The 23,172-nt window shown below is 58.0% G+C and carries 22 protein-coding genes and 1 other annotated feature; of the genes, 6 read left to right on the forward strand and 16 right to left on the reverse strand.

Translation table 11 applies throughout. The features are described from left to right. From thrA to yjjY, 4 genes are all read right to left on the reverse strand, one after another. Positions 1–2,463, reverse strand: coding sequence for a bifunctional aspartate kinase/homoserine dehydrogenase I (gene thrA / locus OHJ17_RS21615; protein WP_002887848.1), 2,463 nt, complete (start codon positions 2,461–2,463; stop codon positions 1–3). Positions 2,464–2,488: 25 nt separating this feature from the next. Next, positions 2,489–2,606, reverse strand: a sequence feature (Thr leader region). Further along, positions 2,545–2,613, reverse strand: coding sequence for a thr operon leader peptide (gene thrL, locus OHJ17_RS21620; RefSeq protein ID WP_004222578.1), 69 nt, complete (start codon positions 2,611–2,613; stop codon positions 2,545–2,547). (Overlaps the previous feature by 62 nt.) A 211-nt stretch (positions 2,614–2,824) precedes the next feature. After that, on the reverse strand, positions 2,825–3,511 hold the full coding sequence (locus OHJ17_RS21625; protein WP_004182880.1) for a tRNA/rRNA methyltransferase: 687 nt from the start codon (positions 3,509–3,511) through the stop codon (positions 2,825–2,827). 396 nt (positions 3,512–3,907) lie between these two features. After that, positions 3,908–4,048, reverse strand: a complete 141-nt coding sequence (yjjY, locus tag OHJ17_RS21630; RefSeq protein WP_004146984.1) for a YjjY family protein — start codon at positions 4,046–4,048, stop codon at positions 3,908–3,910. A 95-nt stretch (positions 4,049–4,143) separates the two neighbouring features. Between yjjY and arcA the strand changes: the two genes are divergently transcribed. Further along, positions 4,144–4,860 (forward strand): two-component system response regulator ArcA, encoded by a 717-nt coding sequence (gene arcA, locus OHJ17_RS21635; protein WP_002887843.1) that lies wholly within the window; start codon positions 4,144–4,146, stop codon positions 4,858–4,860. Between the two features lie 62 nt (positions 4,861–4,922). On the opposite strand, the gene creD is transcribed toward arcA, so the two are convergent. The 4 genes from creD to creA are packed head-to-tail and all read right to left on the reverse strand — an operon-like array spanning position 4,923 to position 8,941. Beyond that, positions 4,923–6,281, reverse strand: a complete 1,359-nt coding sequence (creD, locus tag OHJ17_RS21640; protein WP_004214415.1) for a cell envelope integrity protein CreD — start codon at positions 6,279–6,281, stop codon at positions 4,923–4,925. Between the two features lie 60 nt (positions 6,282–6,341). Further along, positions 6,342–7,766 (reverse strand): two-component system sensor histidine kinase CreC, encoded by a 1,425-nt coding sequence (creC, locus tag OHJ17_RS21645; RefSeq protein ID WP_004146982.1) that lies wholly within the window; start codon positions 7,764–7,766, stop codon positions 6,342–6,344. Then, the gene (creB, locus tag OHJ17_RS21650) at positions 7,766–8,455 is read right to left on the reverse strand and encodes a two-component system response regulator CreB (protein WP_002887820.1); all 690 of its coding nucleotides are present in this window, start codon (positions 8,453–8,455) and stop codon (positions 7,766–7,768) included. The genes creC and creB overlap by 1 nt, the downstream gene beginning before the upstream one ends. A gap of 12 nt (positions 8,456–8,467) precedes the next feature. After that, positions 8,468–8,941, reverse strand: coding sequence for a protein CreA (gene creA, locus OHJ17_RS21655; protein ID WP_032433824.1), 474 nt, complete (start codon positions 8,939–8,941; stop codon positions 8,468–8,470). A gap of 209 nt (positions 8,942–9,150) precedes the next feature. Between creA and robA the strand changes: the two genes are divergently transcribed. After that, positions 9,151–10,020, forward strand: coding sequence for an MDR efflux pump AcrAB transcriptional activator RobA (gene robA, locus OHJ17_RS21660; RefSeq protein WP_002887812.1), 870 nt, complete (start codon positions 9,151–9,153; stop codon positions 10,018–10,020). On the opposite strand, the gene gpmB is transcribed toward robA, so the two are convergent. Then, a complete protein-coding gene (gpmB, locus tag OHJ17_RS21665) occupies positions 10,017–10,664 on the reverse strand; it encodes a 2,3-diphosphoglycerate-dependent phosphoglycerate mutase GpmB (protein WP_002887811.1) in 648 nt (215 codons plus the stop codon). The two genes, robA and gpmB, sit on opposite strands and share 4 nt — an antisense overlap. A gap of 113 nt (positions 10,665–10,777) precedes the next feature. On the opposite strand from gpmB, the gene yjjX reads away from it, so the two are divergent. Next, entirely contained in the window at positions 10,778–11,293 is a 516-nt protein-coding gene (gene yjjX, locus OHJ17_RS21670) for an inosine/xanthosine triphosphatase (protein WP_002887810.1), read from the forward strand. Here yjjX and trpR read toward each other — a convergent pair. Both trpR and sltY read right to left on the reverse strand, forming a co-directional pair. Continuing rightward, complete coding sequence (trpR, locus tag OHJ17_RS21675; RefSeq protein WP_002887809.1) at positions 11,280–11,609, reverse strand: trp operon repressor; 330 nt, start codon at positions 11,607–11,609, stop codon at positions 11,280–11,282. The two genes, yjjX and trpR, sit on opposite strands and share 14 nt — an antisense overlap. Positions 11,610–11,697: 88 nt before the next feature. After that, positions 11,698–13,635: a murein transglycosylase gene (gene sltY, locus OHJ17_RS21680; RefSeq protein WP_004182874.1), complete on the reverse strand. Its 1,938-nt coding sequence runs from the start codon at positions 13,633–13,635 to the stop codon at positions 11,698–11,700. Positions 13,636–13,863: 228 nt separating this feature from the next. Here sltY and ettA point away from each other — a divergent pair, with 228 nt between their 5' ends. Further along, the gene (ettA, locus tag OHJ17_RS21685) at positions 13,864–15,531 is read left to right on the forward strand and encodes an energy-dependent translational throttle protein EttA (RefSeq protein WP_002887805.1); all 1,668 of its coding nucleotides are present in this window, start codon (positions 13,864–13,866) and stop codon (positions 15,529–15,531) included. 93 nt (positions 15,532–15,624) lie between these two features. Here ettA and nadR read toward each other — a convergent pair whose 3' ends face one another. The 3 genes from nadR to serB are packed head-to-tail and all read right to left on the reverse strand — an operon-like array spanning position 15,625 to position 19,242. Further along, the gene (nadR, locus tag OHJ17_RS21690; protein WP_002887802.1) at positions 15,625–16,857 is read right to left on the reverse strand and encodes a multifunctional transcriptional regulator/nicotinamide-nucleotide adenylyltransferase/ribosylnicotinamide kinase NadR; all 1,233 of its coding nucleotides are present in this window, start codon (positions 16,855–16,857) and stop codon (positions 15,625–15,627) included. Positions 16,858–16,878: 21 nt separating this feature from the next. Next, positions 16,879–18,261, reverse strand: coding sequence for a DNA repair protein RadA (radA, locus tag OHJ17_RS21695; protein WP_002887800.1), 1,383 nt, complete (start codon positions 18,259–18,261; stop codon positions 16,879–16,881). A gap of 9 nt (positions 18,262–18,270) precedes the next feature. After that, entirely contained in the window at positions 18,271–19,242 is a 972-nt protein-coding gene (serB, locus tag OHJ17_RS21700; protein ID WP_004177487.1) for a phosphoserine phosphatase, read from the reverse strand. Between the two features lie 104 nt (positions 19,243–19,346). Here serB and OHJ17_RS21705 point away from each other — a divergent pair, with 104 nt between their 5' ends. Next, on the forward strand, positions 19,347–19,994 hold the full coding sequence (locus OHJ17_RS21705) for a YtjB family periplasmic protein (RefSeq protein ID WP_002887794.1): 648 nt from the start codon (positions 19,347–19,349) through the stop codon (positions 19,992–19,994). Next, a complete protein-coding gene (gene lplA / locus OHJ17_RS21710) occupies positions 19,994–21,010 on the forward strand; it encodes a lipoate--protein ligase LplA (RefSeq protein WP_004146971.1) in 1,017 nt (338 codons plus the stop codon). The genes OHJ17_RS21705 and lplA overlap by 1 nt, the downstream gene beginning before the upstream one ends. 80 nt (positions 21,011–21,090) lie before the next feature. Here lplA and deoD read toward each other — a convergent pair whose 3' ends face one another. Together deoD and deoB are read right to left on the reverse strand one after the other, a co-directional pair. Further along, positions 21,091–21,810 (reverse strand): purine-nucleoside phosphorylase, encoded by a 720-nt coding sequence (deoD, locus tag OHJ17_RS21715; RefSeq protein WP_002887789.1) that lies wholly within the window; start codon positions 21,808–21,810, stop codon positions 21,091–21,093. Between the two features lie 102 nt (positions 21,811–21,912). Beyond that, positions 21,913–23,136 carry a phosphopentomutase gene (deoB, locus tag OHJ17_RS21720; protein WP_032433823.1) on the reverse strand — a complete coding sequence of 408 codons (1,224 nt, stop codon included), beginning with the start codon at positions 23,134–23,136 and terminating at the stop codon, positions 21,913–21,915. Between the last annotated feature and the right edge of the window lie 36 nt (positions 23,137–23,172).

Below are 23,172 nucleotides of genomic sequence, written 5' to 3' on the forward strand. Positions count from 1 at the left end.
TTAAACTCCTAACTTCCAGGACAGGGTGCGCAGCAGGTCGGCGAATACGCCGGCCGCCGTGACGTCGTTCCCGGCGCCATAGCCGCGCAGCACCAGCGGCAATGGCTGATAATAATGGCTATAAAAAGCCAGCGCGTTCTCACCATTCTTAACTTTGAACAGCGGATCGTTGCCGTCAACCGCGGCTATTTTTACCCGGCAGGTACCATCCTCTTCGATGTTACCGACGTAGCGCAAGACTTTACCTTCATCGCGCGCCTTAGCAACCCGCGAGGCAAAACCATCGTCCAGCGACGGCAGGCGGGCCATAAAGGTCTCGACATCGCCGCTGGCGTCGAAGTCCGGCGGCAGCGCCGACTCGACGATAATGTCCGCCAGCTCCAGTTCACGCCCGGTCTCACGGGCCAGAATCAGCAGTTTACGCGCCACATCCACCCCGGATAAATCGTCGCGCGGATCCGGCTCGGTATACCCCATCTCACGGGCCATCGCCGTCGCCGCGGAGAAACTCACCCCCTCATCCAGCTTGCCGAAGATAAACGACAGGGAGCCGGACAGGATCCCGGAGAAATGGCGCAGCTCATCGCCGGCGTTGAGCAGGTTCTGCAGGTTCTCAATCACCGGCAGGCCCGCGCCAACGTTAGTGTCATAGAGGAACTTACGCCGCGAGCTGCTGGCCGCATGGCGCAGCTGGTGATAGTAATCCAGCGAAGAGGTATTGGCCTTTTTGTTCGGCGTCACCACATGGAAACCTTCGCGCAGGAAGTCGGCATACTGATCGGCGACCGCCTGGCTGGAGGTACAGTCGACGATCACCGGATTGAGCAGGTGGTACTCTTTCACCAGGCGGATCAGGCGGCCAAGATTAAACGGCTCTTTCGCCTCCGCCAGTTCCGCACTCCAGTTTTCCAGATTCAGGCCATGCACGCTGGTCAGCAGCGCCTGAGAATTGGCTACACCGCAGACGCGCAGATCGATATGTTTGTTCTTCAGCCACCCCTGCTGGCGCTTGATCTGCTCTAGCAGCGCGCCGCCGACGCCGCCGACGCCGATGACAAACACTTCAATCACCTGGTCGGTGTTGAACAGCATCTGATGGGTCACGCGCACGCCGGTGGTGGCGTCGTCATTGCTGACCACTACCGAAATTGAGCGCTCGGAAGAGCCCTGGGCAATCGCCACGATATTGATATTGGCGCGGGCCAGTGCCGCAAAGAATTTCGCCGAGATACCGCGCAGGGTACGCATTCCGTCGCCCACCACGGAGATGATCGCCAGACGCTCCATAATCGCCAGCGGCTCCAGCAGCCCCTCTTTCAGCTCCAGATAAAACTCATCTTCCATCGCCCGTTTGGCACGTGCGCAGTCGCTCTGCGGCACGCAGAAACTGATGCTGTACTCGGAAGAAGATTGAGTGATCAACACCACCGAGATGCCAGCGCGGGACATGGTGGCGAAGACGCGGGCCGCCATGCCGACCATCCCTTTCATCCCCGGCCCGGAGACGTTGAACATCGCCATGTTGTTCAGGTTAGAGATGCCTTTCACCGGCAAATCGTCCTCGTCGCGGCTGGCGCCGATAAGCGTTCCCGGCGCCTGTGGGTTGCCGGTATTTTTAATCAGGCATGGGATTTGGAACTGGGCGATAGGGGCGATGGTGCGCGGGTGCAGCACTTTCGCGCCAAAGTAGGAGAGCTCCATCGCCTCCTGATAAGACATCGATTTCAGCAGGCGCGCATCCGGCACCTGACGCGGATCGCAGGTGTACACTCCGTCGACATCGGTCCAGATTTCGCAGCAGTCAGCGCGCAGGCAGGCGGCCAGTACCGCAGCCGAGTAGTCGGAGCCGTTACGCCCCAGCACCACCAGCTCGCCTTTCTCATTGCCGGCGGTAAACCCGGCCATCAGGATCATATGGTCTGCCGGGATCTGGCTGGCGGCAATGCGGCGGGTGGATTCGGCGATATCGACGGTGGATTCCAGATAGTGGCCCACGGCGAGCAGTTTTTCGACCGGGTTAATGACACTGACTTTATGTCCACGGGCTTCCAGCAGACCCGCCATGATGGCGATGGAGAGCTTTTCGCCGCGGCAGATCAGCGCGGCATTGACGCTGTCCGGGCACTGACCCAGCAGGCTGATGCCGTGCAGAACATGCTTAATCTGAGCAAATTCCTGCTCCACGAAGGCTTTTAACTGGGCAAGCGGGAAAGCGGGCTGGGCGTCGGCAAGGCCCTGAAGAAGTTCGGCAAAAATGCGTTCGGCGTCGGCAATATTGGGGAGGGCATCCTGGCCGCCAATGGTCTTTTCAATCATCGCTACCAGGTGGTTAGTGATCTTCGCCGGGGCAGACAGGACCGTCGCTACCTGCCCCTGCCTGGCATTACTCTCCAGAATATCGGCAACCCGCAGAAACCGTTCCGCATTTGCCACTGATGTACCGCCGAACTTCAACACTCGCATGGTTCTTACCCCTTGATCTCTTGTCAAAAAAAAAGCCCGCACTGTTCAGGTGCGGGCTTTTTTCTGTGTTTCCTGTACGCGTCAGCCCGCACCGTTACCTGTGGTAATGGTGGTGGTGATAATGGTGGTAATCATGCCGATGCGATTCATGGATGTTGTGTACTCTGTATTTTTATCTGTCTGTATGTCCTGCCTATATTGGTTAAAGTATCTGCCGTCTTAAGTCAATGAATTTCTCAATTTGCCCCATTTCAGCAGGCTTACGTATTTTCCCGCTGCCGTGAGAAAAAACATCCAGATCGGCGGAAAACCAGCCCATAGAACAGCATACACATCCATAAATAAAAAATATGACAGAGTTTTATTCTGGCAGGTTTTTTTCAATATCATGCAGCAAACGATGCAACATTGCCGTGTCGCGCTGCTGCAGCAGGCCCAGCCGTTGCGACAACCAGTCGGCCAGTTTGGCATCATCCTCCACGCCCAAACGCGAAAGTAACGCCAGGGTACGAGTACGTAAGGCCTGCAGCTGATGATGGTCTGCCGCAGCGGCGGCGGGCGCCGTTTGTTGCATTAGCGATGCTAATTGATAACAGTAGACCATCACCGACTGGCCGAGATTCAGCGACGGATAATCCGCAGCCATCGGCACACCGGTCAACACATCAGCCAGCGCCAGCTCCTCATTGCTCAACCCGGAGTCTTCACGGCCAAAAACCAGCGCCGCGTGCGTCATCCACTGCGCCTTCTCCTCCAGCAGCGGCAACAGCTGCTGCGGCGTGGCGTAATAGTGAAAACGCGCGCGGCTGCGGGCGGTGGTGGCGACGGTAAAATCAACGTCATGCAGCGCCTCGGCAAGGGTGGGATAGGTGGTGATACCATCGAGGATGTCGCCTGAGCCATGCGCCACCCAGCGTGCCGGCGGCGCCAGGTGGGCTTCGCTATCGACGATCCGTAGTTCGCGAAATCCCATGGTTTTCATCGCCCTGGCGGCAGCGCCGACGTTCTCGGCCCGGGCAGGACCGACTAAAATAATCGTTAAACGCATTGCGGTTTCTTTCTCTCTCTCAGGCGTTATCGAGGCGCAGCGCCCCCCATTTTACGCGGTGAAAATTTACAAATTTGCAACAAAAATCACTAAAATTGCGTTTTCTTACCCATAAAAAAATCTAAACTGTTCTCAGGAGTCCGTGACAAGGAGTATGTTAACAGAACCCATTTATCCATATGATGGGCAATGCAATTTCATCTGATGCATCGTTTCAGGCTTTGGATTCACTGTATTTATTAATTTATCCACGCAACTAGTTGAGCCGGGTAAAGATTGTGACTATAAAGAGCATGGCGATGCAATGATTTCACAAGACTGTTAACGTGCTACAATTGAACTTGATATATGTCAACGAAGCGTAGTTTTATTGGGTGTTCGGCCTCTCTTAGCCTGTTATGTTGCTGTTAAAATGGTTAGGATGTCAGCCGTTTTTGACACCGTCGGGTCCAGAGGGAAAGTACCCACGACCAAGCTAATGATGTTGTTGACGTTGATGGAAAGTGCATCAAGAACGCAATTACGTACTTTAGTCATGTTACGCCGCGCATGTTAATTTGCGACATGCAGCAGGCAGGTCAGGGACTTTGGTACTTCCTGTTTCGATTTAGTTGGCAATTTAGGTAGCAAACATGCAGACCCCGCACATTCTTATCGTTGAAGACGAGTTGGTAACACGCAACACGTTAAAAAGTATTTTCGAAGCAGAAGGTTACGATGTATTCGAAGCGACCGATGGCGCGGAAATGCATCAGATCCTGTCTGAAAATGATATCAACCTGGTGATCATGGATATCAACCTGCCGGGTAAAAATGGTCTTCTGCTGGCGCGCGAGCTGCGCGAGCAGGCTGACGTCGCGCTGATGTTCTTAACCGGTCGCGACAACGAAGTGGATAAGATCCTTGGCCTCGAAATCGGCGCTGACGACTATATCACTAAACCGTTTAACCCGCGTGAACTGACTATTCGCGCGCGCAACCTGCTCTCCCGTACCATGAACCTCGGTACCGTGAGCGAAGAGCGTCGCAGCGTGGAAAGCTACAAGTTCAACGGCTGGGAACTCGATATCAACAGCCGTTCCCTGGTTAGCCCGAACGGCGAACAGTACAAGCTGCCGCGCAGTGAATTCCGCGCGATGCTGCACTTCTGCGAAAACCCGGGCAAAATTCAGTCTCGTGCCGAGCTGCTGAAGAAAATGACCGGTCGCGAGCTGAAGCCGCATGACCGTACCGTTGACGTGACCATTCGTCGGATTCGTAAACACTTCGAATCCACTCCGGATACCCCGGAAATCATCGCTACCATTCACGGTGAAGGCTACCGTTTCTGTGGCGATCTGCAGGAATAATACGATTTATTCCGCAGCCATGATGCGAAAACGGCGCCCCAGGGGCGCCGTTTTTTATACCGTCACTCTTTCCAGAGACGCAGCTTATCGTCATCGGCAGCCGGTGTCGGAGGCACTGTGCCTTTCGGCAGCGATAATGCATACCAGTCCACGCGACGGGTCAAAAACATCAGGACGCTCAGCGCCAGCGCCAGCACCCCGGTACCCAGCAGCAGCGCGCTATCCTCAGAATGCAACAGAAACCACATCACGCCATCCAGCAGCAGTAGCGCGGCGACAAACAGCAGGCTGTTACGCCATCCTCTGAGCACCGCCTGAAGGTAGATCCCATTCATCACCGCGCCAGACAGGCTGGCCGCCAGCCAGGCGGCGGTAAAACCAATGTGCTCTGAGAGCGCCAGCAGCACCAGGTAAAACAGCACCAGCGATAAGCCCACCAGCAGATATTGCATCGGATGCAGGGGACGACGGGTCAGGCTCTCGAACACGAAAAAAGCCATAAAGGTCAGCCCGATTAACAGGATGGCATATTTTGTCGCCCGATCGGTTAGCTGGTACTGGTCGGCAAGGGACATCACATCGGCACTGAACGCCGGCAGTCGCGACCACGGGATCTCCATATCATCCTTGAAATAGCTCCCCATATCGTTGGCGAACCAGCTGCTTTGCCAGTGGGCGCGATAGCCGGCAGCACTCACTTCCCGTTGCGTTGGCAGGAAGCTGCCGAGAAAACCGGGATGCGGCCAGTTACTGGTCAGCTGCAGCTCGCTGTTACGCCCGAGCGGCACCAGTGAAAACTCTCCCGTCCCGTTCAGATCGAGTGAAAAGGCAATCTCAAGCGGCTTGTTGTCCTCCGCCAGCGCAGGCATTGGCATATGAATACCTGCGCCATCGCCGCTTATCCCCAGCCCCGGCTCCACGCTTAATACGTTACCGTTGACCTCCGGGGCATGGATGGCGCCAATGCCGCGGGCATCGCCGACGCTCACCACCAACCGCGGCTGGCCTAAGACGATATTCGTTTTTCTCAGCGCCGCCAGACGCAGCGGATCAAACGAGGCCTTAATCTGCAAGGCGTTATGCCAGACCTGGCCGCTGTAGATGCCCACCCTCCTCGACTCCACGGTCTGTTTGCCGGTGACCGCCAGCGACTCCGGCAGCCAGTAATACACCCAGTTCCGCTGATAGTTGACCTCTTTTTGGTTCTCCATGCGGGTCAGGGTCTCGGTTATCGGAATAGCGATCAGCGGTCCGGCGAGTTTTTGCGAGCCGCTGGTGCTTTGCTCAATGGCGTCCACCACTTCGCTACGATAATCCGCTCGCTCATTAATAAGCTCCCTGACCATCATTAACGGCAAAGATAGCAGCACAATACAGCCTATTAACGTGGTGATTTTCCAGAATAACGGTGATTTCAACATAGCCTTTCTCCCTATCGTGATGGCCTCACAATAGGACGGCTGTGTGGGGAGAATTTGAAGCTATGTGAAGGGACGGTGAAGTCGCAGCGTGGCGACCACGCCGCCTTCGGGCCGATTGTGCAGATTGATATCGCCGTGATGCAGGCGCGCGACTTCACGAACGAACGCCAGCCCAAGGCCGCTGCTCTTATGGCCGTCTTCGCGCGGCAGCGAATAGAATCGCTCAAAGATTCGTTCCAGGGCATAGTCCGGAATACCGCACCCGTTGTCGATAACGCTCAATTGCACCTCTTCATTTCGCTTCTCCGCAGCCAGGGCGATCTCACCGCCCTGGGGGGTAAAGTCAATCGCGTTGTCGAGCAGATTACCCAGCGCCTGGGCCAGCAGCTCGCCATCGCCATTGACCAGCATCCCACTCTCCCGCCAGCGCAGGGTGATAGCTTTCGCCGCCAGAGCGATGTTGCGCTCCTCCGTCAGCCGTTGGTATAGCGCATCTATCGACACCGGATGCTGCTTTATCTCCAGCCGGCTTTCCAGTCTCGCCTGCTGGAGCAGCCGCTCCACCAGCAGTTGCATCCGGGTGTTTTGCGCGAGGATATTATCAGTAAACCGCGCCGCCACCTCAGACGGCGGCCCTTCGCGCAGGATCTCCGCCGCGCCGCGGATGGCCGCCAGCGGGCTTTTCAGTTCATGGGTCAGGTCATAGACATAGTTTTCGATGGCATTCTTACCTTCGAGCTTTACCCGCATGCTCTCCAGAGCCTGGGCCAGCTTGCGCAATTCGCTGCTGCCAACCTCCGGCAGCGGCAGCGGGCGCTCAGCGGTCACCGAGTCCGCATAGCGCACCAGCTTGCCGATAGAGAAATTGATCCACCAGACGACGCCGCCGCCAATCAACAGCGCAATGCCCAGCAGGGCGCCGCCGGCCCAGAGGATCCGCCGCTCGCTGCGCTTAATGACCGGCGTCATCGCCAGGTTGGGTTTACCGACGCTCAGCACGCCGATAATCCGCCCCTTATCCATCACCGGCGCGGCGATATACATCACCGAGCTGGCTTCATCATGCGGATCGCTGCGCGTACTGCGCGCGCCGTACTGGCCGCGCAGGGTGAGCCAGACATCGTTCCAGCGCGAATAGTCCTGCCCTGTCGCCTGCCCGCTGGAGTCAAACACCACCTTGCCCCGGGCATCGGTCAGATAGACGCGGTACTCATTACGTACCTTTTTAATTCCGCCAATATTGGCGTTGAGCGGCTGCTGGTTGAGCTGGTGAAAGGCCTGCGCCAGCCTGCCCTGCTGCGGGTTTGCCGCCAGCAGATCCTCACGCGCCAGCGCCGCCAACAGGGTAGCGGTATCATTGAGGGTCCCCTCTGTCGCCCGGCGCACGCCCGGCTTCACTTCCTGGACAAAGATCGACAGCACAAACCACGCGGCGATCGCGACGATAAGAAAATAGCCCAGCAGCAGGCGCATGCCGATGCGCATCAGCCGCGCCCCAGGCTATAGCCCATACCGCGATGGGTATTGATTGGCGCCTTTTCAGGATTCACAGCCCGCAGCTTAGCGCGCAGGGTTTTGATATGGGTATCGACGGTACGGTCGAGGCTTTCCCAGGCATCGATCCACACCAGCTCCATCAACTGCTGACGGGAGAAGACGCGACCGGGCGCGTGAAGCAGGGTTTTCAACAGCAGAAATTCGTAGCGCGTCAGATTCAGCGGCTGGCCGAACCAGCTGATCGCCGCCGCCTGCTCATCGAGCACAAACTCGCCGACGCGTACCACCGGCGATGGCGCGGCAAACTTCTGCAGCCGCCGCAGCACGGTTCGCACCCGCGCGCAGACTTCGCGTGGTGAAAACGGCTTGGCGATGTAATCGTCAGCGCCGATTTCCAGCCCCAGCAGCTTATCGACCTCGTCGCTACGCGCCGTCAAAAACAGCACCGGCAGCGCCGGATAACGCGTCAGCAGACGCCGACAGAGCTCGAAGCCGCTGATATCCGGCAAGCCGACGTCGAGGATGGCGACATCTGGCGCCTGATGCGCCGCCGCCTCCAGCGCGGGCAAACCGCGGCCAAAGACGCTGACCTGGAAGCCCTCCTGCTGCAGCATGTAAACCAGGGTATCAGCGATACTCTGTTCATCCTCAACTAACCAAATCCGTGGCTGCTGCATGCGCGCTCCCGTTTATTTATTCCATGGCATGATCGGCACGGCGCTGATGGCGTTCTTCGGCGAGCCATCAACCACTTTATCCGAGTAGGTCAGATAGACCAGCGCATTGCGCTTCGCATCATAGAAACGCACGACCTGCAGTTTTTTAAACACCAGCGAGGTGCGCTTCTGGAACACCACGTCGCCCTGGCTTTTGCCGTTTTTGATTTTGTCCGTTAGCTCAATCGGCCCGACCTGCTGGCAGGAAATCGCCGCGTCAGAGGTATCTTCCGCCAGCCCCAGCCCGCCTTTGATGCCACCGGTTTTCGCCCGGCTGATATAGCAGGTCACGTTCTGTACATCCGGATCGTCAAAGGCTTCGACGACGATTTTGTGATCCGGCCCTAACCATTTGAAGACCGTATCCACGGAACCAATCTGCTCCGCCTGAGCCAGCTGGCTACCGGCCAGCAGGAGCAGCCCCATCACAAACTTCTTGTATTTCATATTGTTACCATTATTAAAAAATATAGCTGAGTGATTATCACGCACTTAGCAGAAAAGGTTTATAGATCACAGCTTTACAAAATTATCGTCCAAATCCCCTGACCTACCGCATTTAAAAGCAAAAAAAACACTGAATGCTAAAACATCAAAAAATGCTATTATCCGCTACTTTAATATCAGGCACCTGTGTTTAAGGATGGGGACATTTTATGGATCAAGCAGGGATTATTCGCGATCTCCTTAGCTGGCTGGAAGGTCACCTGGATCAGCCGCTTTCTCTGGATAATGTGGCGGCGAAGGCAGGTTATTCCAAGTGGCATTTGCAGCGAATGTTTAAGGATGTCACCGGCCATGCCATCGGTGCCTATATTCGCGCGCGCCGCTTGTCGAAATCTGCTGTCGCATTACGCCTGACCGCCCGTCCAATCCTTGATATTGCGCTGCAGTACCGTTTCGACTCCCAGCAGACCTTCACCCGAGCGTTTAAGAAACAATTCTCGCTGACGCCGGCGCTCTACCGCCGCTCGCCGGACTGGAGCTCGTTCGGTATGCGCCCGCCGCTGCGTCTTGGCGAATTTACCCTGCCGAAACATGAGTTTATCACTCTGCCCCCTACTCAGCTGCTTGGCGTGACCCAGAGCTATACCTGTAAGCTCGAGGAAATCTCCGATTTTCGTAACCAGATGCGGGTCCAGTTCTGGCGAGACTTCCTCGGCAACTCACCGTCAATCCCCCCGGTGCTCTACGGGCTGCATGAGCCGCGTCCGAGCCTGGAAAAAGACGATGAGCAGGAAGTATTCTATACCACCGCGCTGACGCCGGAGATGGCTAACGGCCACCTGCAGCATGCCCATCCAGTGACCCTGGAGGGCGGCGAGTATGTCATGTTTACGTATGAAGGGCTGGGTACCGGTCTGCAGGAATTCATCCTGACCGTCTACGGCACCTGCATGCCGATGCTGAACCTGACGCGTCGCAAGGGGCTGGATATTGAACGCTTCTACCCTGAAGATGAAAGCCGGGATCAGGCCACGCCGATTCAGTTGCGCTGCGAGTATCTGATCCCGATCCGCCGTTAACGCTGCAGCTCGTCCATTGCGGGGGCGTCAAGATGCGAGACGTCGCCCGCCGTTTCCACCACCCAGCCGGAAGCAAGCCACGGGCTTTGCTGATAGTCGACGCGCGAAATAGAGCAGTTGCGCAGCCGCAGACGACGCTCAGCGTACGCCGGCAGCCCTAATATCGTGCTCACCAGGCAGCCCAGCGCGATCCCATGACTCACCAGCAGCGGCCGGCTACCGGCGGGTAATTCCAGACAGGATGCCAGCGCCGCATGCATACGCTCGCTGAGCTCCTGCATCGATTCGCCCTGCGGAATACGACCGTCCGGTGTGCCGTTGACCAGCTGGCGACGCCAGCCTTCTTCTTCTTCGCTGAGCGAGTCGATATGGCGCTTCTCCAGCACCCCCATATCCAGTTCGCGCAGGCGCGCATCGGCGATCACGCTGCAGCCGCAGGCTTCGGCGATAATTTCTGCTGTGCGGCGGGTTCGCCCCAGATCGCTGGTAATGATATGGGTGATCCCCAGCGTTCTGGCGCGCTCGCCCACCTGCCAGGCCTGGCGCTCACCATGGGCGGTCAGCGGGCTGTCGGACTGACCCTGAATACGTCGCTCGGCGTTCCACTGCGTTTCACCGTGGCGAACAAGGTATACTTGTAACATGCTTTTTTTCCGTTCTGGACTCGTTATCAACCGCTTTCGGGCATTACCGCCTGCCCTCGGGGTGATTTAGAGTATACTGCGATGACGTTAGTTTATTCTGAGTTGTTTTGATTATGCACCATGTTGTCTCAGCGACCACTAATCCCGCCAAAATTCAGGCAATTCTGCAGGCTTTTGACGAGATTTTCGGCGAAGGATCCTGCCACATTGAGTCCGTCGCCGTCGAGAGCGGCGTGCCGGAACAGCCCTTCGGCAGCGAGGAAACGCGCGCTGGCGCACGAAATCGCGTCGCCAATGCGCGCCTTGCCCAGCCAAATGCCGATTTCTGGGTAGCCATCGAAGCCGGTATCGACGATGACAGCACCTTTAGCTGGGTGGTCATCGAAAGCGCCAGCCAGCGCGGAGAAGCGCGCTCAGCCACGCTGCCGTTGCCTGACGTTATTCTTGAGCAGGTTCGCGCTGGCGAAGCCCTCGGCCCGGTCATGTCGCAGTATACCGGCATCGATCAGATCGGTCGTAAAGAGGGGGCGATTGGGGTTTTCACCGGCGGCAGATTAACCCGCAGCAGCGTTTACCACCAGGCGGTCGTGCTGGCGCTAAGCCCGTTCCATAACGCTATTTATCGCTAGCCAGCAGCGTCTGCTCCAGCCACTGGCGCAGCTCTACCGGCGCCGATTTCAGGCTGTTGGACCCGCGGGTAATGGTCGCAATTCCGGCGCCGAGCTCATTTTTCAGCTCACGCTGGCTCATCTCGCCGCGCAGCAACTCTTCGATAATGCGCACCCGGGTACCCAGGGCTTCGCGCTCGTCGGGCGTCAGCATCAGCTGCAGCAACGGCAGATGCAGATCCTCAGCATAGGCCTGCTGAAGCAGGGCAACAAAGCGCAGCCACTCCTGATGACGTTGTTCGGCAACGGCCGCGGAATAGGGAGATTGTTGGGTCATATCGCGCCACCATATTGAGACGGGCAGCTTACGCTGCCCGTCGAATGTACTCTTCAACGAGTACAAAGCATAACATACTTCCCGGCGATCAGTAACGCTGGCGCCACTCCGCATCGCTGAGGATCTTATCCTGCTGCCCCATAAAGTAGCGGTAGTAGGCGTCATAGGAGAGGACATTCTTCACGTAGCCGCGGGTTTCCGAAAACGGAATACTCTCGACAAACGCCACGGCGTCGATCCGTCCGGCGCTATTCCCCTGCCAGCTGCGTACCCGGCCCGGCCCGGCGTTATAGGCCGCTGAGGCGTAGATACGGTTATTGCCGAACTGCTGATAAACGTACTGCAGATAGCTGGTGCCGATATTGATGTTGGTTTCCGGATCCAACAGCTGCGACGGGCCGCTGTAGCCGGGAATGCTGAACATACTGACGGTATGCGTCGCGGTGCCCGGCATAATCTGCATCAGTCCGCTGGCGCCGACCGGCGAGCGCACTTTCGGGTTCCAGGCGCTCTCCTGACGGGCAATCGCCATCGCGTAGCTCTGCGGAATATCTTTGCCGCTAACATAGCGGGCAAACAGGTCGTTATAGGCCAGCGGGAAACGTTCTTCCAGCTGATCCCACAGCTTACCGGCGATCGTCGCCTGCACGCTCAGATCCCACCAGTGCTGATCGAAGGCATAGCGCGCCAGCTGCGCCTGCTGGGATTTGGTGCGACTAGTGACCAGGTTGGCCCATTCGGTGCGCGCGGTGTTATCCATATTCCAGTACATCAGCTCACGTACCCGCGCCATCTCCGGCCCGGAGGCCAGCGCCGGATCGATGGTGCCCGAGGCTTTATCGATGCGGAAGGTATACTCCTCGCCAAGACGCTGCGCGGCGACCATCGGGTAGAAGCCTCGCTGTTGCATCAACGAGCGAAGGATCGCCTGCGCCTCCTCATCCCTGCCGCGCTCCAGCAGCAGATCCGCCTGCCAGTAGCGCCATTCGTCTTTCTCTTTCGCCTCCATCGGCAGGCGCGCCAGCCAGGTGTTGAGGCCATGGCGATCGCCCGTCCCCAACGCCATCCGTACCCGCCGCTCCACCAGCGGCGTGGACTGCGAACGCATGATTGCGTCATCGCGCCAGATGGCCTGCTCTTCGGTTACATCGCTACCCATCAGGCGCCAGGCGACAATATCGCGCAGTTCCTGGGTCTGATCCTCATTGAGCTGCTGAGCCTGTACCAGCGAAGGGATCATCAGGCGGGCATTTTCCACGTCCTGGCGGGCGACGCTGGCGAAGGCGACGGCGGCCATCTGACGGGTAAAGTCCGTCGCCCCGGTGGTACGGGCGAAGGTGAGGACGCTGTTTGGATCGTTAGCCAGGGCGACCACGGCGCTGGCGATGCTCTGGTAGTTGGCGGGCATTTGCTGGGCCAGCGATTTCACCAGCCCGATATTGCCGGCCTTCATCGCCAGGCGGATCCGTTCGAGATAGGCCAGCGGATCCTGCTGACCGGAGTCGCGCCAGGCGCTGAACAGCGGTTCACAGGCGCCGGGCTGATTCTTGCCCGTCAGCCACAGCTCTTTCGCCCCGCTCCAGGCCTCCTGCGACTGCCCCACGCTCAGCTTGGCGTAGTAATAGTTGCACTGCGCCTCGGTGCTGGTCGGCTTATCCGGGCTAAACGCCAGCAAGCCGCGCCAGTCGCTGCGCCGGGCCAGTTCATTCACGAAGCGCGAACGTAATGAACGCGCAGGGGGCAGCGTCGGATTGGCGTCAATAAAGTTTTTCACCACCAGCGCCGGCTGGTTCATCAGATCGTCGGTGATCTGTCGGTACTGCAAATAGGGATACAGGGGATAGGTGCTTAACGTGGGCATCAGCTGGTCGACTACATCCATCTGCCGGTTATCCCACGCCTGCTTAATTTGTGCGTAGCGGCTGCGCTGTTCATCCAGTGAATCCGCATGCGCCAGCTGACTCAACGTCAACAAACCAACGCTGGCAGCCAAAAGATGCCACGCCATTTTTTTGGCTTTTTCCACAAGCTCTTCCTCTTTCCGGTGCATTTTCGCAGCATCGTGCCGCTTAAAAACCCCTGCCGGTTCGGCAGGCGGCTTTACTTATGCTAATCAGACAACGCTAAACGCGCCATGTCCTGGACATTTTTTTACGCTTCTGTGAATCCTGTCGCCTCGCTGGGATTAGCGCGCGAAAAAGGCTACACTTCGGCTTTGAACTATCTATCAAAATAGAAAGAGGCGAAGTCCAACGTGGCTCAATTCGTTTATACCATGCATCGTGTCGGCAAAGTGGTTCCGCCGAAACGTCATATTTTGAAAAATATCTCCCTCAGCTTTTTCCCTGGCGCGAAAATCGGTGTGCTCGGTCTGAACGGCGCCGGTAAATCTACCCTGCTGCGCATCATGGCCGGTATCGACACCGAGATCGAAGGTGAAGCGCGTCCGCAGCCCGGCATCAAAATCGGCTACCTGCCGCAGGAGCCGCAGCTCAACCCGGAGCACACCGTGCGCGAGTCCGTGGAAGAAGCGGTCGCCGAAGTGGTTAACGCGCTGAAGGGTCTGGACGAAGTCTATGCCAAATACGCCGAGCCGGATGCGGACTTCGATAAGCTTGCCGCACAGCAAGGCAAGTTCGAAGAGATTATCCAGGCGCACGACGGCCACAATCTGAACGTCCAGCTGGAGCGCGCGGCCGACGCCCTGCGCCTGCCGGACTGGGATGCGAAAATCGCTAATCTTTCCGGTGGTGAACGCCGCCGCGTCGCGCTGTGCCGTCTGCTGCTGGAAAAACCGGATATGCTGCTGCTCGACGAACCGACCAACCACCTCGACGCCGAGTCCGTCGCCTGGCTGGAACGCTTCCTGCACGACTTCGAAGGCACCGTGGTGGCGATTACCCACGACCGTTACTTCCTTGATAACGTCGCCGGCTGGATCCTCGAGCTTGACCGCGGCGAAGGTATTCCGTGGGAAGGCAACTACTCCTCCTGGCTGGAGCAGAAAGACCAGCGTCTGGCGCAGGAAGCTTCTCAGGAAGCCGCACGCCGCAAATCTATCGAGAAAGAACTCGAGTGGGTTCGCCAGGGCGCGAAAGGCCGTCAGTCTAAGGGCAAAGCCCGCCTGGCGCGCTTTGAAGAGCTTAACAACGTTGAATATCAGAAACGTAACGAAACTAACGAACTGTTCATTCCGCCAGGCCCGCGTCTGGGCGATAAAGTTCTGGAAGTCAGCCATCTGCGCAAATCCTACGGCGACCGCGTTCTGATTGACGATCTGAGCTTCTCGGTACCGAAAGGCGCTATCGTCGGCATCATCGGTCCGAACGGCGCGGGTAAATCCACCCTCTTCCGCATGATGTCCGGCCAGGAACAGCCTGATTCCGGCACCATCACCCTGGGTGAAACCGTTAAGCTGGCTTCCGTCGATCAGTTCCGCGACGCGATGGACAACAGTAAGACCGTGTGGGAAGAAGTGTCTGGCGGCCTGGATATCATGAAGATCGGCAACACCGAGATGCCGAGCCGCGCCTACGTGGGCCGCTTTAACTTCAAAGGCGTCGACCAGGGTAAACGCGTTGGCGAGCTGTCCGGCGGTGAACGTGGTCGTCTGCACCTGGCGAAACTGCTGCAGGTCGGCGGTAACGTCCTGCTGCTCGATGAACCAACCAACGACCTGGATATCGAAACCCTGCGCGCGCTGGAAAACGCCCTGCTGGAGTTCCCGGGCTGCGCGATGGTTATCTCGCACGACCGCTGGTTCCTTGACCGTATTGCCACCCACATTCTGGATTACCAGGATGAAGGTAAGGTTGAGTTCTTCGAAGGTAACTTTACCGAGTACGAAGAGTACAAGAAACGCACTCTCGGCGCCGACGCGCTGGAGCCGAAGCGAATCAAGTACAAACGTATCGCGAAATAAAACGCAAAAAGGCAACGCAAGTTGCCTTTTTTAATGTTTGCTCCCTCTCCCATTGGGAGAGGGTTGGGGTGAGGGCTACAGCCCGCAGAGCACCTACCCCTGCTCGCCCATCAGCTGTTTCACCAGCTCGACGCAGCGCAGGAACCGGGCATCGTAGTCCGACTCCTTCACATGGACGAATTCGATCTCGTTCTCTTTCAGCAGCGATACCAGCAACGACTGAAACTCTTTACGATCCACCGAGCTCCCAAGACTGCGCAGTCCATCGGCCACCCACGGGGTATTGTTCTCCAGCAGGATCACCAGGTCGAAGCGGTATTCATCAATCAGCGCCTGCACAAACGGGTGCTCACGTCCCTCGTACTTCAGACAGAAGGCCTGAGTGCTGACGAAGTCGGTATCGATGAACGCCACCTTGTTGGCATATTTCACCGCAAAATCAATATACTGCGCATGCCCAAGGGCAATTTTATCGTAATCCGAATACTGGAGCGCCATCTCATCGCCGCCGAGATGCGAAAAAACATAATCCCGGCCATATTCCCAGGCGCTGGTGGTATTGAAGATATTGGCGAGTTTATTGACCAGCGTCGATTTACCGCTCGACTCGCCGCCGAGGATCGCCACCGTCCGCACAAAGAACGGTTTCACTTCCGTCGGAATATATTCCCAATAGCGGAACGGGTTCTCGCGGATCTGCCCGCCGCTAATATTCATAAAGGTCCGCTTAGGATCGATAAGCACCGTCTCGATCCCCAGATGCTCAAGGTACTGCGGCGCATCGGCCTCTTCCGAGGTATAGATCCGGTTCGGCTCGATCCCTTTTTCGCTCATAAAAGCGCGGATCCCATGGCTCCACACGTCCCAGCCGTGCGGATAGGGCTCCATCCCCTCTTCATTGAAGGCGTGGATGCGAATATTCTTCTGATATTTAAAGGTTTGCAGCAGCCAGCGCAGGCGGTCAGGCACCGTCGGCTGTTGCGACATGGCGCTCTCTTCAAACAGCTCGCGGTCGCGGGTATCGTCATAGCCCATAATGATATGCAGCTCATCGACCTGGCTACAGGCGCGCTGTATCAGGTAGATATGCCCGGTATGCAGCGGGTAAAACTTACCAAACACCACCCCGACGCTTTTCTGTCGGCGGGGAAACTCCAGCCCGAGGAAACGATGCAGCGCTTCAAGCTTCTGCGCGCTCGGGCTTTTGATTTTGGCATTCAGCAGCTGGCTAAGATACCCCTTGGTCATTCCGCTGGCTTCCGCCACCTGCTGCAGGGTACAGCCTTTCTGCTTAATGGCGCTTTTTAAATAGTCAAATGACGACATCGCTAATCTCCTTTTAACTTATTATAAGTCGTCAAAAACGCTTAGCGCGTCTGAAAGCTTTTTCACGCCAAAGATTTGCATGCCTTCCGGCACTTTTTTCGGCACATTGGCCGCCGGGACGATGGCGCGGCGGAAGCCGTGCTTCGCCGCTTCGGAGATACGCTCCTGACCGCTCGGTACCGGGCGAATTTCCCCGGCCAGCCCCACTTCGCCAAAGACCACCAGATCCTGCGGCAGAGGACGGTCGCGCAGGCTGGAGACCATCGCCAGCAGCAGCGCCAGGTCGGCGCTGGTTTCCGTGACCTTCACCCCGCCGACCACATTGACGAAGACGTCCTGATCGGCCATCTGTAGGCCGCCGTGACGGTGCAGCACCGCCAGCAGGATCGCCAGACGGTTCTGTTCCAGCCCCACCGCCACGCGGCGCGGGTTGGACATCATTGAGTGATCGACCAGCGCCTGGATCTCCACCAGCAGCGGGCGGGTCCCTTCCCAGACCACCATCACCGAGCTACCGGAGGTGATTTCATCTCCCCGGCTGAGGAAGATAGCGGACGGGTTGCTCACTTCGCGCAGGCCCTGCTCGGTCATGGCGAAGACGCCCAGCTCGTTCACCGCGCCAAAGCGGTTTTTATGGCTGCGCAACGTGCGGAAGCGGGAGTCGGCATCCCCGTCCAGCAGCACCGAGCAGTCGATACAGTGCTCCAGCACCTTCGGACCGGCCAGCGAGCCGTCTTTGGTGACGTGGCCGACCATCACAATCGCCACGCCGCGAGTTTTAGCAAAGCGCGTCAAATAGGCCGCGGTTTCCCGTACCTGGGCGACGCTGCCCGGCGACGACTGTACGTCGGCCATATGCATCACCTGGATGGAGTCGATCACCATCAGCTGCGGCTTTTCTTCATCGGCGATCTGACAGATCTGCTCAATGCTGGTTTCCGAGAGCATGTTCAGGTTGGCCGTTGGCAACCCGAGACGATGGGCGCGCATCGCCACCTGCTGCAGGGACTCCTCCCCGGTGACGTACAGAGTTTTCATCCCTTCTGCCAGTTTGCAGAGGGTTTGCAGCAGCAGCGTCGATTTGCCCGCGCCGGGGTTGCCGCCAATCAGGATCGCGCTGCCCGGCACCACGCCGCCGCCCAGCACGCGGTCAAATTCTTTAAAGCCGGTGGAGAAACGCGGCAGCGCCTCCAGGCTGATATCTGACAGCTTCTGCACCTTCGACACGCCGGCGTTACCGGCATAGCCTGAAAGACGCTCGTTTCTCGCCACCTGCGGCGACGCGGCGATGCGCATCTCGGTGATGGTGTTCCAGGCATGGCAGGCGCTGCACTGCCCCTGCCAGCGCGGATAATCCGCACCACATTCATTACAGACAAATGCGCGTTTTGGAGCTTTCGCCACGTTTACCTCTTACTTTTGGTTCATGCTGCCCGAGAGGATACAGAATACCCCCATCAGGTCAGCGTGGCGGATAGTCACTTCCGCCTGTTCATTCACTTTGGGCTTCGCGTGATAGGCGATGCCAAGCCCTGCTGCCTTAATCATCGGCAGGTCGTTGGCGCCATCGCCGATAGCCACGGTTTGCGCCGTTGGGATCTCATACTTTTCCGCCAGCTTGCGCAACGTATTGGCTTTATATTTCGCATCGACGATATCGCCGAGCACGTTGCCGGTGAGCTTGCCGTCGCGGATCTCCAGCTCATTGGCGAATACCGCGTCGAGATGCAGTTTGTCGCGCAGATACTCGGCAAAGAAGGTGAAACCGCCGGAGGCGATCGCCACTTTCCAGCCCAGCGTTTCCAGCTTGAGCACCAGCTGCGCCAGGCCCGGCATCAGCGGCAGCGCGTCGCGAACCTGCAGCAAAATACTGGCATCGGCGTCTTTCAGCGTCGCCACGCGCTGGCGCAGGCTGGCGGTGAAGTCCAGCTCGCCACGCATCGCCCGCTCGGTCACTTCCGAGACCAGCTCGCCGGTGCCGGCCAGTTTCGCAATCTCATCGATGCATTCGATCTGAATCGCCGTGGAGTCCATGTCCATCACCAGCAGGCCCGGGGTGCGCAGATGGGGGATTTTACCCAATGGCGCGACGTCCAGCCCCGCCTCATGCGCCAGTCGCGTCGCACGGGGAGTCAGCGAACCGGCCAGGCGGATCACCTGGTAATCCTCGACCACCCAGGAGGCAACGATCACTAACGCGGCGCCCAGCTCACGCTGCCACGCCGTCAGCCGACGTTTATCCAGACCGCGACCATACAGCAGCCAGCCGCTGCGCCCGGCGTGATAATCCAGCGGCATGACCTCGTCGCCGCTCAGGGAAAGCGGCAACCCAGGCCACAGGGAAACGTCTTCAGGCAGGTCGCACCAGGTCAAACTGTTAGGCATTACGGCTCCACATCTCTTCATTCAGGCGAGGAAAATAACGCATGAGGCTACCTTGTAACCAGCGCTTCTGGCAACATTAAGCTGCAAATTTTCAAAGGTGGAATATGGTTCGCGCAAAACTGAAATTCCGGCTGCATCGTGCGGTCATTGTTCTTATCTGTCTCGCCCTGCTCGTCGCGCTGATGCAGGGCGCTTCGTGGTTCAGTCAGAACAGTCAGAAACAACGCAATCCGCAGCTGGAAGAGCTGGCCCGCACGCTGGCGCAGCAGGTGGTGCTGAATCTCGCGCCGCTGATGCGCAGCGAGACGCCTGACGAGAAGCGCATCAATCAGCTGTTGACCCAGCTAACCCATAACAGCCGCGTCCTGGACGCCGGGGTATATGACGAACAGGGCGACCTGGTGGCGCGCTCTGGCGAAAGCGTCGAGGTTCGCGACCGGCTGGCGCTGGATGGTAAAAAAGCCGGCGGCTACTTCAACCAGCAGATTGTCGAACCGGTGCCAGGAAAAAACGGCCCGCTGGGCTACCTGCGTCTGACCCTCGATACTCATACCCTGGCGACCGAGGCGAAGCAGGTGGATAATACCACCAATATCTTACGCCTGATGCTGTTACTGTCCCTGGCTATCGGCGTGGTACTGACCCGCACGCTGCTGCAGGGCAAACGCACCCGCTGGCAGCAATCGCCCTTCCTGCTCACCGCCAACAAGCCGGTTGAGGATGAAGACGATGAAAAGAAAGGAAATCTATAATGTCCACATTGCGCCTCCTGCTCTCTGACTCTTACGACCCGTGGTTCAACCTGGCGGTCGAGGAGTGCATTTTCCGCCAGATGCCCGCCACCCAGCGGGTGCTGTTCCTGTGGCGCAATGCCGATACCGTGGTCATCGGCCGCGCGCAGAACCCGTGGAAGGAGTGTAATACCCGCCGCATGGAGGAAGACCATGTGCGGCTGGCCCGTCGCAGCAGCGGCGGCGGCGCGGTGTTCCACGACCTCGGCAATACCTGCTTTACCTTTATGGCAGGCAAACCGGAGTACGACAAAACCGTCTCCACCGCTATTGTGCTGACGGCGCTTAATTCACTCGGCGTAACCGCCGAAGCCTCCGGGCGCAACGATCTGGTGGTCAAAACCGACAGCGGCGACCGCAAAGTCTCCGGCTCCGCCTATCGTGAAACCATGGACCGCGGTTTTCATCACGGCACCCTGCTGCTCAACGCCGATTTAAGCCGTCTCGCCAACTACCTCAACCCGGACCAGAAAAAGCTGCAGGCTAAAGGCATTACCTCGGTGCGCGGACGGGTGGCGAACCTGGTTGAGCTGCTGCCGGGCATTACCCATCAGCAAGTTTGCGAGGCGATCCAGGAAGCATTCTTCAGCCATTACGGCGAACGGGTGGACGCCGAGGTGATCTCCCCCGACAACACGCCGGATCTACCAAATTTTGCTGAGACCTTCGCCCGTCAGAGCAGCTGGGAGTGGAACTTCGGCCAGGCGCCGGCCTTCTCTCATCTTCTGGACGAGCGCTTTCGCTGGGGCGGCGTTGAGCTGCATTTTGACGTCGAAAAAGGGCATATCACCCGCGCGCAGGCCTTTACCGATAGCCTGAACCCGGCGCCGCTGGAGGCCCTGGCGGCACGCTTAGTCGGCTGTCAGTATCGGGCGGAAGTATTACAGCAGCAGTGCGAGGCGCTGGTCGGCGATTTCCCGGAGCAGGAAGCGGAACTGAAAGAACTGTCGGCGTGGATTGCCGGCGCGGTGCGCTGATAAAAAAAGCCCGCTGCGCTTAGCGGGCCTGGAAAACCGTAGGCCGGGTCAGACGAAGCCGCCACCCGGCACAACAGCTCTTACTCTTTATCGCCCAGCAGCACGGATTCCAGTGCGATTTTGATCATGTCGTTGAACGTGGTCTGACGTTCAGCGGCAGTGGTCTGCTCGTGGGTACGGATGTGGTCGGAGACGGTGCAGATGGTCAGCGCTTTCGCGCCGAACTCCGCCGCCACGCCGTAGATACCCGCCGCTTCCATTTCCACGCCCAGAATGCCGTATTTTTCCATCACGTCGAACATGGACGGGTCCGGCGTATAGAACAGGTCTGCGGAGAAGATGTTGCCGACGCGCGCGTCAACGCCCAGCGCTTTCGCCGCGTCTACCGCATTACGCACCATGCCGAAATCGGCAATCGCCGCAAAATCATGGTCTTTGAAACGCAGACGGTTCACTTTAGAGTCGGTGCACGCGCCCATGCCGATCACCACGTCACGCAGTTTGACATCTTCACGCACCGCGCCGCAGGAGCCCACGCGGATGATTTTCTTCACGCCGAAATCGGTGATCAGCTCTTTGGTGTAGATAGAGCAGGACGGGATACCCATCCCGTGGCCCATCACGGAGATTTTGCGGCCTTTATAGGTACCGGTGAAGCCCAGCATGCCGCGCACGTTGTTCACTTCACGCACGTCTTCGAGGAAGGTTTCTGCAATGTGCTTCGCGCGCAGCGGGTCGCCCGGCATCAAAACGACGTCAGCGAAATCGCCCATTTCTGCGTTAATGTGAGGAGTTGCCATCTTCAGTTCCTTTTACATTGTTGTTTTTGCCGGGTGGCGGCTACGCCTTACCCGGCCTACAAATCGTAGGCCCGGATCGCTGTGCGCCACCGGGCAATGACCTCAGAACATGGCTTTGCCATATTCCATGTCAGACGTACCAAAGTATTTCGCAATAGTCTGGCCGATGTCCGCGAAGGTTTCACGGTGACCGAGCGAACCTGATTTCACTTTCGGGCCGTACACCAGCACCGGGATATGCTCGCGGGTGTGGTCAGTACCGGTCCAGGTCGGGTCGCAGCCGTGGTCGGCGGTGAGGATCAGAATGTCGTCTTCACCAACCAGCTCCATCAGCTCCGGCAGACGGCGGTCGAACAGCTCCAGACCCGCCGCATAGCCAGCGACGTCACGACGGTGGCCCCAGGAGGAGTCAAAATCGACGAAGTTAGTGAAGACGATAGTCTCGTCGCCCGCTTCCTTCATCTCTTTGATGGTCGCGTCGAACAGCGCGTCCAGCCCGGTGGCTTTCACTTTCTTAGTGATACCGCAGTTGGCGTAGATATCGGCGATTTTACCCACGGACACCACGTGGCCGTTTTTCTCGTCGACCAGCTTCTGCAGCACGGTCGGCGCCGGCGGCTCTACCGCCAGGTCGTGACGGTTACCGGTACGCTGGAAGTTACCGGCTTTGTCGCCCACGAAAGGACGAGCAATCACGCGACCAATGTTATAGCCGCCTTCGGTCAGCTCTTCACGCGCGATTTCGCACAGCTCATACAGCTTGTCGAGGCCAAAGGTCTCTTCGTGACAGGCGATCTGGAACACCGAGTCAGCGGAGGTATAGAAGATCGGTTTCCCGGTTTTCATATGCTCTTCGCCGAGCTGATCGAGGATCACCGTCCCGGAGGAGTGGCAGTTGCCGAGATAGCCCGGCAGGTTGGCGCGTTTCACCAGCTTATCCAGCAGCTCCTGCGGGAAACTGTTTTCATGGTCGCTGAAGTAGCCCCAGTCAAACAGCACCGGCACACCGGCGATTTCCCAGTGGCCGGACGGGGTATCTTTACCGGAAGAAAGTTCATGCGCCCAGGCATAGGCGCCAATCACTTCGGCATTGCCATCCATACCCGCGGCAATTTTACCGGTGGAGCCTTCATGCGCTTTCACCAGACCCAGACGGGTCAGGTTCGGTAAATTCAGCGGGCCTTTGCGGCCGTGGTCAGCCTCGCCTTTGGCGCAGGCTTCTGCAATGTGGCCCAGCGTATCGGCGCCGACGTCGCCAAAGCGGTCTGCGTCTTCCGTTGCGCCAATCCCAAAGGAGTCCAGCACCATGATAAATGCACGTTTCATCTTGTTCTCCATACATCTTGCGCTGCAAAAAAGCGA

This window comes from Klebsiella sp. KP20-425-1 (genome assembly GCF_025813515.1).
Classification (GTDB): domain Bacteria; phylum Pseudomonadota; class Gammaproteobacteria; order Enterobacterales; family Enterobacteriaceae; genus Klebsiella; species Klebsiella pneumoniae.

Bases quoted from the DNA above. Each gene is read 5' to 3' on its own strand.
- thrA (WP_002887848.1), bottom strand. From the start codon at position 2,463: ATGCGAGTGTTGAAGTTCGGCGGTACATCAGTGGCAAATGCGGAACGG.
- OHJ17_RS21625 (WP_004182880.1), bottom strand. From the start codon at position 3,511: ATGCGTTTAACGATTATTTTAGTCGGTCCTGCCCGGGCCGAGAACGTC.
- yjjY (WP_004146984.1), bottom strand. From the start codon at position 4,048: ATGACTAAAGTACGTAATTGCGTTCTTGATGCACTTTCCATCAACGTC.
- arcA (WP_002887843.1), top strand. From the start codon at position 4,144: ATGCAGACCCCGCACATTCTTATCGTTGAAGACGAGTTGGTAACACGC.
- creD (WP_004214415.1), bottom strand. From the start codon at position 6,281: ATGTTGAAATCACCGTTATTCTGGAAAATCACCACGTTAATAGGCTGT.
- creC (WP_004146982.1), bottom strand. From the start codon at position 7,766: ATGCGCATCGGCATGCGCCTGCTGCTGGGCTATTTTCTTATCGTCGCG.
- creB (WP_002887820.1), bottom strand. From the start codon at position 8,455: ATGCAGCAGCCACGGATTTGGTTAGTTGAGGATGAACAGAGTATCGCT.
- creA (WP_032433824.1), bottom strand. From the start codon at position 8,941: ATGAAATACAAGAAGTTTGTGATGGGGCTGCTCCTGCTGGCCGGTAGC.
- robA (WP_002887812.1), top strand. From the start codon at position 9,151: ATGGATCAAGCAGGGATTATTCGCGATCTCCTTAGCTGGCTGGAAGGT.
- gpmB (WP_002887811.1), bottom strand. From the start codon at position 10,664: ATGTTACAAGTATACCTTGTTCGCCACGGTGAAACGCAGTGGAACGCC.
- yjjX (WP_002887810.1), top strand. From the start codon at position 10,778: ATGCACCATGTTGTCTCAGCGACCACTAATCCCGCCAAAATTCAGGCA.
- trpR (WP_002887809.1), bottom strand. From the start codon at position 11,609: ATGACCCAACAATCTCCCTATTCCGCGGCCGTTGCCGAACAACGTCAT.
- nadR (WP_002887802.1), bottom strand. From the start codon at position 16,857: ATGTCGTCATTTGACTATTTAAAAAGCGCCATTAAGCAGAAAGGCTGT.
- serB (WP_004177487.1), bottom strand. From the start codon at position 19,242: ATGCCTAACAGTTTGACCTGGTGCGACCTGCCTGAAGACGTTTCCCTG.
- OHJ17_RS21705 (WP_002887794.1), top strand. From the start codon at position 19,347: ATGGTTCGCGCAAAACTGAAATTCCGGCTGCATCGTGCGGTCATTGTT.
- lplA (WP_004146971.1), top strand. From the start codon at position 19,994: ATGTCCACATTGCGCCTCCTGCTCTCTGACTCTTACGACCCGTGGTTC.
- deoD (WP_002887789.1), bottom strand. From the start codon at position 21,810: ATGGCAACTCCTCACATTAACGCAGAAATGGGCGATTTCGCTGACGTC.
- deoB (WP_032433823.1), bottom strand. From the start codon at position 23,136: ATGAAACGTGCATTTATCATGGTGCTGGACTCCTTTGGGATTGGCGCA.